10 protein-coding genes and 1 tRNA gene are annotated in these 14,655 nt (G+C 64.8%); 6 read left to right on the top strand and 5 right to left on the bottom strand.

The features are described 5' to 3' along the window. Nucleotides 1–199: hypothetical protein (locus AC2FNA_RS20370; RefSeq protein ID WP_496829689.1), on the top strand; the 199-nt coding region annotated here is incomplete at its 5' end. Nucleotides 200–1,469: 1,270 nt separating this feature from the next. On the opposite strand, the gene AC2FNA_RS20375 is transcribed toward AC2FNA_RS20370, so the two are convergent. Both AC2FNA_RS20375 and AC2FNA_RS20380 read right to left on the bottom strand, forming a co-directional pair. Continuing rightward, the gene (locus AC2FNA_RS20375) at nt 1,470–1,790 is read right to left on the bottom strand and encodes a hypothetical protein (protein ID WP_496829690.1); all 321 of its coding nucleotides are present in this window, start codon (nt 1,788–1,790) and stop codon (nt 1,470–1,472) included. 656 nt (nt 1,791–2,446) lie between these two features. After that, nucleotides 2,447–2,521, bottom strand: a tRNA-Thr gene (locus AC2FNA_RS20380). Between the two features lie 126 nt (nt 2,522–2,647). Here AC2FNA_RS20380 and AC2FNA_RS20385 point away from each other — a divergent pair. The 5 genes from AC2FNA_RS20385 to hisD all read left to right on the top strand — a co-directional run bounded on the left by AC2FNA_RS20385 (nt 2,648) and on the right by hisD (nt 6,493). After that, on the top strand, nt 2,648–2,803 hold the full coding sequence (locus AC2FNA_RS20385; protein WP_234145743.1) for a hypothetical protein: 156 nt from the start codon (nt 2,648–2,650) through the stop codon (nt 2,801–2,803). Between the two features lie 6 nt (nt 2,804–2,809). Next, a complete protein-coding gene (gene murA, locus AC2FNA_RS20390; protein ID WP_496829692.1) occupies nt 2,810–4,075 on the top strand; it encodes a UDP-N-acetylglucosamine 1-carboxyvinyltransferase in 1,266 nt (421 codons plus the stop codon). Further along, nucleotides 4,075–4,551: a DUF2948 family protein gene (locus AC2FNA_RS20395; RefSeq protein WP_496829694.1), complete on the top strand. Its 477-nt coding sequence runs from the start codon at nt 4,075–4,077 to the stop codon at nt 4,549–4,551. Before murA ends, AC2FNA_RS20395 begins: the two co-directional genes overlap by 1 nt. Continuing rightward, nucleotides 4,551–5,090 carry a GNAT family N-acetyltransferase gene (locus AC2FNA_RS20400; protein ID WP_496829696.1) on the top strand — a complete coding sequence of 180 codons (540 nt, stop codon included), beginning with the start codon at nt 4,551–4,553 and terminating at the stop codon, nt 5,088–5,090. Before AC2FNA_RS20395 ends, AC2FNA_RS20400 begins: the two co-directional genes overlap by 1 nt. A 101-nt stretch (nt 5,091–5,191) precedes the next feature. Then, nucleotides 5,192–6,493, top strand: coding sequence for a histidinol dehydrogenase (gene hisD, locus AC2FNA_RS20405; RefSeq protein WP_496829698.1), 1,302 nt, complete (start codon nt 5,192–5,194; stop codon nt 6,491–6,493). On the opposite strand, the gene AC2FNA_RS20410 is transcribed toward hisD, so the two are convergent. The 3 genes from AC2FNA_RS20410 to AC2FNA_RS20420 are packed head-to-tail and all read right to left on the bottom strand — an operon-like array spanning nt 6,490 to nt 14,566. Further along, the gene (locus tag AC2FNA_RS20410) at nt 6,490–9,798 is read right to left on the bottom strand and encodes a hypothetical protein (protein WP_496829700.1); all 3,309 of its coding nucleotides are present in this window, start codon (nt 9,796–9,798) and stop codon (nt 6,490–6,492) included. The two genes, hisD and AC2FNA_RS20410, sit on opposite strands and share 4 nt — an antisense overlap. Next, the gene (locus AC2FNA_RS20415; protein ID WP_496829702.1) at nt 9,798–11,804 is read right to left on the bottom strand and encodes a trypsin-like serine peptidase; all 2,007 of its coding nucleotides are present in this window, start codon (nt 11,802–11,804) and stop codon (nt 9,798–9,800) included. Before AC2FNA_RS20415 ends, AC2FNA_RS20410 begins: the two co-directional genes overlap by 1 nt. Further along, the gene (locus tag AC2FNA_RS20420; protein WP_496829705.1) at nt 11,801–14,566 is read right to left on the bottom strand and encodes a S8 family serine peptidase; all 2,766 of its coding nucleotides are present in this window, start codon (nt 14,564–14,566) and stop codon (nt 11,801–11,803) included. The genes AC2FNA_RS20415 and AC2FNA_RS20420 overlap by 4 nt, the downstream gene beginning before the upstream one ends. Nucleotides 14,567–14,655 lie beyond the last annotated feature (89 nt).

Genomic DNA, 14,655 nt, shown 5'->3' on the forward strand with positions numbered 1-14,655 from the left:
CGGCAATGACACCATCGATGGTGGTGGGTCTTCGGACTATGCGCTGTTCGATGGCGATCTGGCCGACTACACCCTGACACGGACCGCCGATAACCGCGTGACGGTTGTTGGTCCGGATGGCAACGACAGCCTGATCGACGTGGAATACTTCCGGTTCGACGATCAGGATGTGCGGATTTGGGATCTGCCGTTGGTCTGAGACCCGCGACCGGGCTTCAAGAATTCGGGCAGGCGCAGGCCTGCCCGAATGTCCTGCGGGAATTGCTCGCTGCGCCCCGTGTCCGCGAAACTGTTGTACTTTGAGACCAAAGACCCGGCTGAGCCGGCCCGGTCGGCGCTTTCACCGCCCAGAATTGCCAAGGACATGGCGCCTGTCACGCCCATCTCCCTTGCGCGTAGACAGGTTTGCCGCGGCATTTCCGGGAAACCCTCGCACGCGCACACCGGATCGCTGGTATCCATGTACGCCCGAGTCCCGATAGATTGAGCAATCAAGTTTCCCATATCAGGGTGTTCTTGAATGGCCCCTCTCCCAATCGGTTCCATGCGATGGGTTCTGTGACGGGCGGGTGCCGATCAGTTTTGCACTACAAGAAGCATTTTCTCGATCAGCAATTGCGCGGCGTGAACAGGACCTGACCCCGAGGATGACCAAGTAAACAGAACACTTTTTCGTTGAGAAGTGGTGCTGCCGGAGAGATTTGAACTCTCGACCTCTCCCTTACCAACGGGCCGATCCAGACAGATCTACTACAAAAAAAGACACCACAAACCAATGAATTAAGGCGCTTGCTCATAATTCTGGCAGACACAAGCAGACACTATAGGACAAAACAGACAAGAAATGCTGGATTTCGCGGGGTCCATCCAGCATTCTATCCGGCGTCTTATCCGGCAGACACGACACGACGGACAAGGAAAAACCCCGCCGTTGGGCGGGGTCTCTTGGTGCCACACTGGCGGATTGTTGCCGTTCCCGCTTTAGTGGGAAAATCTTCTAGGCAGGCCGGTCCAGATGTGGTTATGGTGCGTATGTGGGCCGAGGCGTTGCCGCGCCCCGGCCAGGTCTACAACTACTTTAGAAGTTGCAGAATATTGACGAGCAGCGTTAGTGACATGATCACTAGCGCTGTTTCTTCACTGTTCCACGCAGGCCTCATGCTCCCCCCTCCTTTCTCTTTAACGCGCCGGTTCGCCCGGCTACCAACGAATCAGTCGTAGGTTGCATGGAACAAATCTAGTGGACCCAGCGATGTGAGCACAACAGTTTATCACGGCTTGACACTATATGAGGTGATTGTTCCGCGTATTAATATCAGGAATACACCACATATTGTGGATACACATTATGGATGACCTGTGGATATGGGCGGCTAGTAAACCGCAGCATCGGCCCCAAAAAGTAGAACCCCGCCGTGGGGCGGGGTTCGTAAAGGTCGAGGAAAACGGCGTTTCGGTCGGCTTACTTCTCAGCAGGAAGCCAACCGCCCTTCCAACGCCAGCACCTTGCCTTTCGAAGTGGCAATCTCTCCGGCCTTGTCGCCGCCGGTTAGTGAACCAACCGGGACGCCAATCAGGAACACCCCGATTGCGTCCCCTCTGACGGCTTCGCGCTGTGCAGCTTCCAGAGACGTAAGCAGCTGCTTTTCCGCCGCCAGATCGGCCCGGGCCTTCTTGCAGGGCGTCTTGGCATAGGCATCCCCGAGGGACACGGGCGCGATTGCATCGGGGGATTTGGCACAAGCAGCGACGGCAAGGCACAAGCAAACGAAGGCAGGTACTTTCTTCATGGTTCTTCTTTCTTTTCGGAGCGAACAGGCAAGCCGCCAGCGGCCCCGCCAGCGGCAAGGTCGGCGGGTTGTGCAGTCCGTCCATTCAGTTGGTGTGTGGGCTGTTGTGAAAAAGTCTGGTCGCCCGGGCCAGTCGAACGCCCCCGGCGGGGGCGTTCCAACGCTTACAGTCTATTGAACTTTTAGCGATAGTCAGCCCGCTTTAACTCACGTGTAACCGAGGTTTGAGGTATCCGTGAGCTGGTGTTCATTTCAACAACCTCACCAACCCGTCGATCTTCTTTCGGGCTTCGGGGGACGGTTTTCTACCCCCAAAAGCCCGTGCATTGCGGCCTCCCGCGCTCAAGTCCGTTTACAACCTGCTGGCTGTCCCCGCCGTCAACGCCTTGCTGTCCGCGATCCCGGCACCCGGTCCTTTGACCGCAGCGTCCCGATGGGGGGCCATGCAGACCCTTTTGTCCAGCACGGCGGCGGCAACTTTTACGGAGGCGGTGGTGGGTCCGAAGGGCGACAAAGCCCCGTAGGTCGGCGGACGCAAACAAGCAGACACGGGACCAAATCAGGAACATCCATCCAGCATTTATCCAGCAATGCTGGATGAGCAGACAAACCCGATTAAGGCGAGTGGATTTTTTTCTTATATTTTCGGGGGTTTCTGGTGCTGCCGGAGAGATTTGAACTCTCGACCTCTCCCTTACCAAGGGAGTGCTCTACCCCTGAGCTACGGCAGCCCGCTGTGTCGACGCGGCCGGCCCGTTTCTGAGCCACAGCGTCGCGGTGAGCGGGTGATTAGACTCAAACGAAACGCGGCGCAAGGGCATCTGGACGGTTTTTTTCACCTCCTGTAGAGAAAGGGTATGGCAGAGCAAAAAACCCCTTCAAAAAGCAAATCCGCACCGGCGGGCCGCGAGGACAGGCTCAAGGCCGCGCTCAAGGCCAATCTGGCCCGGCGCAAGGCACAGGCCAAGGCGCGAACCGCGCAGGCCGACGCGGAAAACGACAACAAAGGTTAAGAGCAGATGGATTCGATTCTCGTTACCGGCAACGGGCCGCTTAGTGGCCAGATTCCGATTGCAGGGGCAAAGAATGCCTGCCTCACGCTGATGCCCGCCACGCTGCTCAGCGAAGAACCGCTGACGCTGACCAATGCGCCGCGATTGTCCGATATCAAGACGATGACGCTGCTTCTGCAATCGCTGGGAGCCGAAGTGTCGGCCTTGCAGGATGGCAAGGTGCTGGCGATGTCCAGCCACGACCTGACCAGCCATACCGCCGATTATGACATCGTGCGCAAGATGCGTGCCTCGAATCTGGTGCTGGGACCGATGCTGGCACGGCTGGGTCATGCGGTGGTTTCTCTGCCGGGTGGTTGCGCCATTGGCGCCCGCCCGATGGACCTGCATATCGAGGCTCTGGAGGCGTTGGGGGCCGAGATCGAGCTGCGCGACGGCTATCTGCACGCCAAGGCGCCCGGCGGGCTGAAAGGGGCCGTGCACGAGATGCGCTTTGCCTCGGTCGGCGCGACCGAGAACATGGTGATGGCCGCCACCCTGGCCAAGGGCACCACGGTGCTCAAGAACGCTGCCCGCGAACCCGAGATCGTCGATCTGGTGCGTTGTCTGCGCGCGATGGGTGCGCAGATCGAGGGCGAGGGCACCCCGACTATTGAAATCCAGGGCGTTGACCGGCTGCATGGGGCCACCCATCAGGTGGTGACCGACCGGATCGAACTGGGCACCTATATGCTGGCCCCCGCCATTTGCGGCGGCGAGGTCGAGCTCTTGGGCGGCAGGCTCGACCTGATCGGTGCCTTTGTAGAAAAGCTGGACGCCGCCGGTATCGACGTTGCAGAGACCGACAAGGGCCTCAAGGTCAGCCGCCGCAATGGCCGTGTCTCGGCCGTCGATGTCACCACCGAACCGTTCCCCGGGTTTCCCACCGATTTGCAGGCGCAGATGATGGCGCTCTTGTGTACGGCCGACGGCACCAGCGTGCTGGAGGAGAAGATATTCGAGAACCGCTTCATGCATGCGCCCGAACTTACCCGCATGGGCGCCCGGATCGAGGTACATGGCGGGACAGCTACCGTGCGCGGGGTTGAACGGCTGAAGGGGGCGCCGGTGATGGCCACCGACCTGCGCGCCAGCGTGTCGCTGATCCTGGCGGGGCTGGCCGCCGAAGGGGAAACGCTGGTCAGCCGGGTCTATCATCTGGACCGCGGATATGAGCATGTGGTGCAAAAGCTCGAAGCGGTGGGCGCCAAAATCGAACGGATCAAAGGCTGATGTCGGACGCAACATTCAAGGACGGGCGCGAGGCGCCGCTGAACCTGGGCGCCGAGGATGGCGAGGACCTCAAGATCATCTCGACCCTGGTACAGGACGCGGTGTTTCCGATCACCGAAATGTCCTGGCGCCCCGGCTCGCGCCGGTTTGCCCTGCTGCTGAACCGGTTCCGGTGGGAGGATCGCGTCGCCGCCGACAAGCGCGGGCGCGACTATGAGCGGGTCCAGTCGCTGCTGGTGATCGACACAGTGCTGGGTGTCGCCAGTCAGGGTATCGACCGGACCGACACCGATACCGTTCTGTCGCTGCTGTCCGTGACATTCGAGCCGGACACTGATGGCGCCGGGCAGGTTCTGCTGACGCTGGCGGGCGATGGTGCCATCCGGCTGATGGTCGAGGCGGTGGATGTCACGCTCAAGGACGTGACCCGGCCCTATCTGGCCCCCTCGCGCCAGGCTCCGCATCACTCGGACTGATGCAGAACAAGCGGGGGATATCGCAGGCCTTTTCCCCCGCAGGCACCGGGGGCGAGCTGTTGCGCCGGGCCACCCCCTTTGATCTTTTCGACATGTCGCGGGTGCTGACCCGCTCGATCAGCCAGCTGTGCACTGCCGATCATGGCGGTGATGCAGCGGCGATTGCGCGCTGGTGCGCCAACAAGACGCCGCAGGCGCTGCGCGCGCAGATGATGGCAGAGGGTTGGGAGTTCTGGCTGCTCATCCGCGCTGGTCAGATTGCGGCCGTAGGCGCGTTGGCCGAGATCGACCGGGGCGCTGGTACCGGGCGCATCACGCTCAACTATGTCGATCCCGCCTGTCGGGGACAGGGCGCCAGCACGGCCCTGCTGGCGGGGATGGAGGCGCGGTTGAGCGATCAGGGCGTCACGCGCGGGGTTTTGACCAGCACTGCGACGGCGCGCGATTTCTACCTGTCGCGCGGCTGGCAGGCCGATGGCCCAGCTCGGCAAGGTCGTTGGATATTGGGCCATCCAATGACCAAGACACTCGCCCGCTGAACGCTGTCGGCGATTGAGTCCGCCGCGCGCTGCCGCGCCGCAGCGAGTGAAGCTTGAGGCGGGCGGGCAGTCCGGTTATGTCAGCGCCAAAGGAGAGCCAGATGCCCCAGTTCCTCGACAGCCGTCAGCCCGATTTCGAGCCCGCCTTTGCCGCCCTCCTGGGTGCCAAGCGCGAGGACAGCCCGGATGTCGATGCGGTGGTGGCCGGGATCATCGCCGATGTGCGCGCCCGCGGCGATGCGGCGGTGATCGAACTGACCGAGCGGTTCGACCGGATCGCGCTGACGCCACAGACGCTGCGGTTCTCCGCCGAAGAGATCGCGCAAGCGGTCGATGAGGTGCCCGCCCCCGAACGCGCCGCGCTGGAACTGGCCGCCGCGCGGATCCGGGCCTATCATGAGCGGCAGATGCCGCAGGACGCGGACTGGACCGACGACACCGGCGCGCGGCTGGGCTGGCGCTGGTCGGCGGTCTCGGCGGCGGGGCTGTATGTGCCGGGTGGTCTGGCCTCCTACCCTTCGTCGGTGCTGATGAATGCGATCCCGGCCAAGGTGGCGGGTGTCGGCCGTCTGGCCATCGCCGTGCCCACGCCGGATGGGCAGGTCAACCCGCTGGTCTTGTTGGCCGCGCAGATCTCGGGCGTTGACGAGGTCTATCGCATCGGCGGTGCACAGGCGATTGCCGCGCTCGCCTATGGCACCGATACCATCGCACCTGTCGACAAGATCACCGGCCCCGGCAACGCCTTTGTTGCAGCGGCCAAGCGGCGGGTGTTCGGCAAGGTGGGCATCGACATGATCGCCGGCCCTTCCGAGATTCTGGTGATTGCAGACCGCGATAACGACCCCGACTGGATCGCGCTCGATCTGCTCTCTCAGGCGGAACATGACGAGAGCGCCCAGTCGATCCTGATCACCGATGACGCCGGTTTTGGCCGGGCGGTGGCCGATGCGGTGGAGAAGCGGCTCGAGACACTGGAACGCCGCGCCATCGCCGGTGTCAGCTGGCGCGACTTCGGCGCCGTCATCACCGTGGCGGATCTGGACGAGGCGGCGGCGCTGTCGAACCGGATCGCGCCCGAGCATCTGGAACTGTGCGTCGCCGATCCCGAGGCGCTGGCGGCCAAAACCGTGCATGCCGGCGCTATCTTCCTGGGCCAGTATACACCCGAGGCGATCGGCGATTACGTGGGTGGCCCGAACCACGTGTTGCCCACCGCGCGCTCAGCGCGGTTTTCGTCAGGGCTGAGCGTGATGGACTTCCTCAAGCGCACCACAATGTCGCGGATGACCCCCGAGGCGTTGCGCGCCATCGGCCCGGCGGCCGCGCAGTTGGCGCGTTCGGAAAGCCTCGAGGCGCACGGCCTTTCGGTTCAGGCCCGGCTTGACCGGTTGAACGGCTAGATCTCCAGATCGCGGGCAAAGGGAAAGAACCAGGCGGTGAGGCTGTTGAACATCTCGCGCACGGTCCCCGCGCGGCTGTCGAATTCCGCGAGACAGGCGCAGAGCGTGCCCAGCTCGCCGCATTGATCGGCCACTTCGACCAGCGTTGCCGACTGGTTGCGGCTGTACCCGCTCAGCGCCGACATCCGCAGTTCTTCGGGCCAGTGACGGGCCCGCTGGGCCAGCGCCTCGGCCACACGCAGCACCACCTCGCCCTCCTGCTCCTCAAGGATGCGCCGCAAGGGCGGATAGAGGTCGGGGTTCACCCCCCGGAACATGCGAAACGCCAGGTCCGTTTGCGGCAGCGTATCGCTGGCCAGCAACCGGGTCAGGTCCTCTTCTTCGCCGAAGCGCCGGTAGAGGTTGGCGATATCCGAAATCCCCGGCGCGCCATGGGACCAGAATTTCTCCAATCGACCGGCCAGGTCGGGGGCGGCCTCGACAAGGGTTCCAAATTCGTCGGCAGCACGCGTAACCCGCCCCGCGGCCAACGCCAGTGCGCGGGGAGAGGGTGCAATCATATTTCCAGGCTTTACATACCGTTCGCTCAGAAATGGGCTTGGCCAGCATCGGCCAAACCATTCATCCAACCGCCCCTCGGACAGGCGGTAAGCGTCGATATAGGATCGAAACCCCGAGTAACGCAGGCTTTCAAACCCTTCGGCAACCTGCGCATCGGACTCCGTATGGGTATAGGCAATCGAGCTCAGTACCGAGGGGTGGTGATCGACAAAGCCAGGGCTGTCATTGATTTGGCTCTGTGCGCTCTCGGCCATCGCAGCGGTATCCATACCGCTTCCTGCCACCAGTAGACATTGCCAGATCGGATGCCTCCAATATCCGCGTTGCAAGGCACTTGCCTTATCTTCTTCTGCCTCACCCTTGCTGCGAGTCTGCAATGCTTCGAAATAACGCGGCGCCAAGTCGGCCACCTCGGCGAACCGGGCGGCGGCAAAGGCGCGCTGGATGTCGCGCGACAGGCGCGAGGCTGATCGCCAGTCGGACCCGTCGGGGCGATAGACATCCTCATGCGCGCGCACGCCCAGCGGATCAGCGGCGCGGCTTTGACTGGCTTCGCTGACGGTGGTGAAATCCTCGTCTGCCGTGCTCAGCCCGTGCTGCGCGGCCGAAGTGAATTCCTGTTTCTCGGCCAGTTCGCGCAGGTCATCGCCCAGATCGAACGCTTCTTCCTTGCTCAAAACCCGGCCCAGCAGCACATTCACCCGCGCCCGCCAGGCGGCGGGCAGGGTGTCCAGATCCTCGCCCAGCGACAGGTCCAGCGCGCGCGCGGTAACGGCATCAAATTCCGGCACCTCGCGCGGCGACAGAAACGCCTCGTAATAGAGCGCCTGAAGATCGCGCATCTCGGGGTCCATCCGCTCCCACCTTTGGCGGGCGCCCTGATCGGCGCCATCGGGCGGACCCAGCCGGAAATAATCGCGCGCGGCGGAACAGACAGCGAGAGCATCCTCGCGCAGCCGCGCCTTGCGCTTGCGGTCGGCGGCGGTATCGGCCTCGCGCGGGCCGGCAAACAGGCCGGCCACCATCATCCGCCGCACATCGGCGCGGTGGCGCAGGTCAAAGGGCGGCTCGCCCGGCTCGACCAGCCAGTATTCGTTCTCCAGCTTTTCGCGCAATGCCTCGGCCCTGCCCTGCGGCAGCACGGTGCCCTGCGGCAGGCCCAGACAGGGCACCGCCAGCACAAAGCGGATCAGGTCGGTATTGATCTGCCGCAGCACCAGACCGGGATGCGCCAGGCTGCGCAATTCGGGGTCGTCGATCCGGTCGAGGATGCGTTCATAGAGGAAGCGATGGGCGAATTCCGAGCGGAACGCTTCGGCGCCATCCTCTTCGAGGTCTGCAATCAGATCGGCGATATCGCCGTCGTGGCCGCGCGCGTATTGCACAAAGATCAGCAGCGCCAACGGATGCCCCTTGAGCAGGCGGCTGACCGTGTGACGCAAGCTCTCGTCGGTCAATACCGGGGCGCGGTCGAGGCCCTTGCGCTGCATGTCCTCCTCGGAGAGGCGCCGGTCCTCTTCCTCGATCAGCTGCGCGCCCGCCTCGACCGAGAGGCCCTCCAGTGGGATGCGTCGCGAAGCCGGGCCAAAGCGGTCGTCCAGCTCGTCGCCCTCCAGCGGCTCGGCGCGACCCGACAGAACGCAGCGCAGGCCGGGCAGCTCGCGGCGGAACTGTTCCTCGACGTCGAGGATCAGGCGCACCACCTCGCCGCCCTGCCGGTCGACCGCCTCGAAACTGTCAAAGGCCAGCGCGATGGGCTGCGAGCGCAAACCATGCGCCCAGTCGCCCCGGAACCAGCCGGGCAGCTGGCTTTCCAGGAAATCGGCCTGGGCGCCATGATCGCGCACCTCGCCCATCAGATCGGTCGAGGACAGGGCTGCCCGCCGTGCCCGCAGTTGCTTGGACACATTCGCAGCGGCCTCGGGTGGTTCCAATGTGCGGGTCACGCCCACGGCGATCTGGTTCAGAATCTCGCGGGCAATCTGGAACGGTGCCCCGGATTTCAGTTGCGGCCGGTCGAAATCGAGGATCACGGTGATCGGCGCGTCACGGCGGGTCTGCCAATCCTGCAACAGTCGCGCCAGCACCGCCGATTTGCCGATGCCCCCGGTACCGGTGAGCAGCAGCGGGCGCGTATCCACGGTCTTGCCACGCAGAAAACGGGACAGGCGGCGACGGACATTGTCATAGCCGAAATGGCGGCGCGGCAGCACGATGACCAGATCGCGCCATTTCTGCACCTCCTGGATTTGCCGTTTGGCCTCGCTTTCCAGCGCCTCGAACCCGGCGTTTTCCAACGCTGGCACCGCGCGGGCAAACTGGACCGCGTCCAGGATGGCGGCGTTGTGGCGCAGATGGCTCAGCAGGCGAGTCTCGTCATCGCTGCCCTTGGGTCGGGCCACCTCGACCTGCGCGCCAGCCAAGAGTTGGTGTAGCATCTGTCCGAACAGGTCGTCATGCCAAGGCGCCGGTGCCAGTTCCAACGCCTGATCCAGTTGCGCCCGCGTGAGAAACCCGCGCAGCGCGGCGTTGCGCGGATCGGGTGCCAGCATCCAGCCATAGCGGGGCGCCGCCCCCGGCGCCGGGCATAGAACCTCGGTCACGCCGCGCGACAGCGCGCCCAGCACGTCGTGGCGCAGGTCGGGCCGTCCGTCGACCCCGAGTGCGTCGCACAGCTCGTCAGGTTCGTAGCAGCCGCAAACCGCGCTCAGCTCGTGTGCCAGATCGATCAGGGCCTCTCGCATTACTCGTCCTCTCCCACCCGTGCGCCGACCCGTCCAAACAGCGCATCCGCCGCACCCGCCACATGGGTTTCGACAAACTCCGACATCCGCTCCAGCGGCGCGTTCGCGCCAGCGAGCGAGGCGACGATATTGCTGAGAAAACCAAGGCTGGTCTCGTCAAAGGGCTTGTCCCGCGCCCCGCGCATGTTCAGCCACTGACGGAATACCTGTCCCGGATCGGCCAGATCCCGAGTGCGGATTGCCGATTTCAACACAAGACTGGGGTCGAGCCCGTTGATCTGGATATCTTCGCGCAGGCCGATCAGCACCAGCCGCAGATTGTCCTGCCGCCCGATCTGGTCATAGAGCGTCGACAGGAATTCGCGCCCCGAGGCATCGGACAGGTCGTGCCGGTCCAGATCGTCGAGCAGGATCCAGACCATGCGGTCGCCCAGCCGCTCGTTGACTTGCTGCATGAATTTCGACACCAGCCGTTTGACATAGGCGGGCGTTGTCGTGTCGGGCGCTTCGGGCAGGCTGGCCACTGCATCGGGGGCAAAGCTGGCCAGCGTATCGCAGGCCATGCGATAGGCGTCGACCTGCACGTCCCCGGCGCGAAACACGATATGGTGATGCTCGGGCGCGGCAAAGAGTGCGCGCAGGATCTCGACCGAGAAGCTCTTGCCGGGGCGGGTGACCGGCACGTCTTCATCGTTCTCCACATGTACCCGCAGAATACGGCGGTCGCCCTTCCACAGCTTCTCCAGCGCGGCGATGTAATCGGCCCGGCCAAAGACCGGGCGGCGCCCGTCCAGACAGCCCCCCACCGGGCTGAGACCGGGGATCTCGGCCAGCTTGCCCAGCATCCCCTTGGCCGTCAGATCCGCGGCGATCGAGGTGAGCGGCACCGCCACGTTGAGCGCGCGGTGATGACGGGCATCGGGCGGCGGGGTCAGGGCCTCGAGTCCCAGATAGTGCAGCGCCACCGGCTGGCCATTCTGGTCCAGTGCCAGCCCGCCCGAGGAGCCGTGCGCCGTGGTCGCCTGATGGAACAGCCGGTGCTGGCGCGGTTGGCCATAGACCACCTTGCCGCCGGTGATGGTGTGTTCCTCAGAACCCGGATGATGCAGGATCCAGACCCCGTTCGGCACGTCCTGTGTTACCCGCGCCAGATCGAACCAACCCCGTTGCAGGCCCGGCGCTCCGGTCAGCCGGATGACAGCATAATCCCAGAACCCTTCGACCGCGTTCAGCCAGCCACGCCGCTTGGCCAGCTTGTCCCAGGCGTAATCTTCCTCCAGAACGGGCCCGGTCTCGCTGTGGGCGACCAGCCAGTCCTCTGCCACGTCGAACACGGCGCCCTTGCCCTCTTCGATGCCAGTGGTCGACGAATAGTCGAAACGTATTTGAAGATCGCCCGGTTCCAGGTCCAGTTCGATCACATCCTTGATCACGTGGAAATTGGTCAGGACCATGGAGGGGCCGATCAGAAACCCGCTGCCGGTGACCCGATCGCCCATATCATTCCGGGCCTCGACCCGGCAAAGCCGTCTGCGTCCCAGGATGATGCCGGGCAGGATGTTGCCGGGATCGGTCCAGAACGCGGTTTCGTTCACGAGGGACTCGGTATTGGCCCGTTGCAGCGTGGCATGGGCGCGCTTCAACCCCAGCGCGCTGATCATCTTTTGCGCCAGTTGACGACGGTGCACCGGCAAGGGCGCCTCGGCTCCGATATCGAAAAGGCCCGCCGACACGGCGGCGGCGAAACAGTCGGCCACCGCTTGCGGCCCGCCAAGTGCGGCCAGCGCCAGGCACAGCGCATCGGCGTCGCGGGCCGGGTCCAACCCGCCGCCGCGCCCTGTCACCACCATCGCATGGGCAAAGCTGACCGGTGCCCCCGGCAGACGCCGGGCGGACAGCCAGCTATCGTACCAGCCGCGCAATTGCGGGCGGGCGAAATGCAGCCCCCGCACCACGCCCAACACGCAAGAGATCAGCCGTTCTTCGGTCCAGTCCTGTTCCGTCATTCCCCCTGCCCGTTCAGCAACCCGGTGGCAAAAGCCCCGTCGCCCATCCACAGCACCGCCTGAATATCATGCGCCAGGTTGGTCTCCATCGACTGCCCGCCGAAATGCAGCCCGCAGAGCTGGCCCGGATTGTGCAGCGACAGGATGGCCGAACCCGAGTTGCCGGGCAAGGTGGTCGCATCATGGCTGAAGGCCCAGCCGCGCGGATCGCCCGCCACCGCGCCGGGGCGCGCCTCGATCATGCCGGGGCTGATGTATTTCACCCCGTAGCGATCGCCAAAAAGCTCGCCCAGCCGCGCCCAGAAGGCCAGATAGGTGTCCTGGTCCTCGCGCGGATCGGGTCCGCGCACATTGCGCGGCTCGGCCGGATAGCCCGCCACCAGGATCTTGGTCAGCGCCGGATCAGTGGTCGAGATCAGGCCCCGGTCGATCGGATCTGGTGGGGGCGCATGACCATTGTTGGGGTCGATCCGCATAAGCGCCATGTCAAGCCGCGCCATGTTGACCGTCCGCCCGATACGCGCCGCGCCCGCCGTCGCCACCTCGGTCAGGGTATAGCGGGTGGTCTCGTCGGCGGCCTCGGGATCAAAGATGATCGAGACCGGAAAGCGCAGCTTGAACGGGCGCCGGCCGTTTTCCTCGGGCATTGGTTCGGCAAAGGCGTCGATCACGTGACGGTTGGTCATCACCAGTCCGTCCGACAGCAGGAACCCGGTGCCCACGTGCACCCAGACCCCTTGCGGGTTGCGGGCGTCGATACGGCCCACTGCGCGGACCAGCGGTTGCCAGCGGTTTACCGCCGTCAACAGATCGGCGCGCCAACTGCCCAGCAGCGGATCGAACAGTTCGGACCCGTCCGCCTGAACCCGGATCGCGGGTCGGCCGCTGAGCTTGACCAGCGCCTCGAGCGCAAAACCCACCTCGCCCGGACTGAGCTGAACATCGCGGTCCGGGTCGAGATGCGATTGCACCGCCTGCCGGATCTTGTCTGCCGCTTCGGCCTGCATGGCGGTATCGACCAGATCGGGCGCGGACTCGGCCCGCGCCTTGAACAAGTCGTTGACCGTTTCCATCACGGTTTCCAGCCCCTCGCCCCTGAGCCGGTCGACCGAGGCCTCATAGCTGAGGTCAGCGGCGCTCTCAGTCGTGCCGCCGCGCCCGGCAGCCAAGCGGCGAAAGGCGTGGTCCAGCGGCGCGGGTGGCGCGGCGGGGGCCAGCACCAGCCCCGGTTCACCCAGCGGCTGGCGATCACCCAGCAGCGCAGCCAGCGCCGGAGACGGCATTTCGCGCATCGCGTTCTCGACCGTGACCGAGGCTTCGGGCTGTTCGCGCAGCCGCCAGTCGAAGGCCAGGTATTCCGCCTCGGCCTGCAAGCCGCCTGCGTTGAAATCGGCGCCGAACAGCAGCTCGGCGGGACCTGCGCTTTCCGAGACCGCACCCCCGACGATGTCGGCTGGGTCCAGTGCCAGCAGCGCCTCGGCATCGACGATGCCTGCGCCCATCAGGCCGTGATCCCAGCCTGCGGGCGCGTGCGCGGTCTGACGCAGCGCGGCGCGGAACAGTTCTTGCAGCGGCCAGCCACGACGATGCGCCTCCTGCCGCAGCGCGCTCCAGCCATGATGCTCCAGCCACAGCGCCGCCACCCCGGCCGTCAGTGCAACGGCAAAGGAGGTGCCCTGCCCGGTATCGGTCACATCGCTCAGATCGGTCTGGCCCGGGCGACGGCGAGCGACATGCAGGTTCTCGGCCGGGGCCGAGACGTCGACCTCGGGGCCCCGGCACGAGCCGCGCCAGCGCTGCCCGGCATGGTCGACCCCGGCCACCGCGATCACGTTGCGGTCAAAGGCGGGATAGGTGACGAAACGCACGCAATTGCCCGCCGCCGCCATCACGATCATGTCCGCCGAGACCGCGCGCGCCACAGCCCGGCGCATCACCCGTGGGCCAAAGCCGCTGCCCAAGCTCATGGTCACGATCCGGCAGCCCTGGGCTCGCGCATGATCAAGCGCGCGCGCCACCGGAACCCAGGACCCGACCACGACCGCGTTATTGGTCCGCAACGGTACCAGCGAGGCGCGCGGCGCACTGCCGTTTACCCGGCCCGACCGGCGGCTGATCACCAGCGATGCGGTGCCGGTGCCATGGCCTGGCGATCCCATCGAGGGCAACAGGGGATCGGTCGGGTCCGGCGTGTTGTCGACAAAATTGTAGCCCCGCGCCATGTCGATACCGTGATCCAGTTCGTTATGGGCGGCCACGCCGGTATCGGGCTGGCCGATCCGCTGACCGGCGCCGGTAACCCCGAACCGCGACATCGCCCTGTCCGCCCGGATCAACCGCAGCGCCCAGTTGCGATCCGCCAGCGGCGGCGTATGCGCCCGGCACAGGTCCCAGATCACATCGCCCACGTTTTCGACCGGGGGCGGCACGCTTTCGGCATCGGTGAAGGGTGGCAGGATATCGGGTGTGACCGAAACCAGACCCAGCGCCTCTTTCAACGCCGCCGCCTCGGCAAAGAGGTATCCGGGCGATTGCTCGATCGGAACGCCCGGGAATTGCAGGACCAGCATGTCCTCATCCGCCTGGGTCGCGCGGAACAGGTCGAACCGGTCCCCTTCCAGCAGCGTCGCGATGGCGCCCCGCGCGGCCTCGGCGGTGACCGGTTCGGGATATTCCAGCGTAAAGGACAGGATATCGGTCGGCAGCGCCTCTCGCCCCGTGGGTGTTGCAACCCGTGCCGCGGCTTTCAACAGGTCCAGCATGGCGGTCTCCTTCAATATGCGAATGGGAAATCAGGTCTCAAATATTCCGCAACAATAGCACCGACGCCCCGTGATTTGAAGAAAAACCC

It is taken from the genome of Ruegeria sp. YKSD163, assembly GCF_059612905.1.

What these genes read in the sequence shown, in the direction of transcription:
- AC2FNA_RS20375 (WP_496829690.1), bottom strand. Translation starts at nt 1,790, where the DNA reads ATGAAGAAAGTACCTGCCTTCGTTTGCTTGTGCCTTGCCGTCGCTGCT.
- AC2FNA_RS20385 (WP_234145743.1), top strand. Translation starts at nt 2,648, where the DNA reads ATGGCAGAGCAAAAAACCCCTTCAAAAAGCAAATCCGCACCGGCGGGC.
- murA (WP_496829692.1), top strand. Translation starts at nt 2,810, where the DNA reads ATGGATTCGATTCTCGTTACCGGCAACGGGCCGCTTAGTGGCCAGATT.
- AC2FNA_RS20395 (WP_496829694.1), top strand. Translation starts at nt 4,075, where the DNA reads ATGTCGGACGCAACATTCAAGGACGGGCGCGAGGCGCCGCTGAACCTG.
- AC2FNA_RS20400 (WP_496829696.1), top strand. Translation starts at nt 4,551, where the DNA reads ATGCAGAACAAGCGGGGGATATCGCAGGCCTTTTCCCCCGCAGGCACC.
- hisD (WP_496829698.1), top strand. Translation starts at nt 5,192, where the DNA reads ATGCCCCAGTTCCTCGACAGCCGTCAGCCCGATTTCGAGCCCGCCTTT.
- AC2FNA_RS20410 (WP_496829700.1), bottom strand. Translation starts at nt 9,798, where the DNA reads ATGCGAGAGGCCCTGATCGATCTGGCACACGAGCTGAGCGCGGTTTGC.
- AC2FNA_RS20415 (WP_496829702.1), bottom strand. Translation starts at nt 11,804, where the DNA reads ATGACGGAACAGGACTGGACCGAAGAACGGCTGATCTCTTGCGTGTTG.
- AC2FNA_RS20420 (WP_496829705.1), bottom strand. Translation starts at nt 14,566, where the DNA reads ATGCTGGACCTGTTGAAAGCCGCGGCACGGGTTGCAACACCCACGGGG.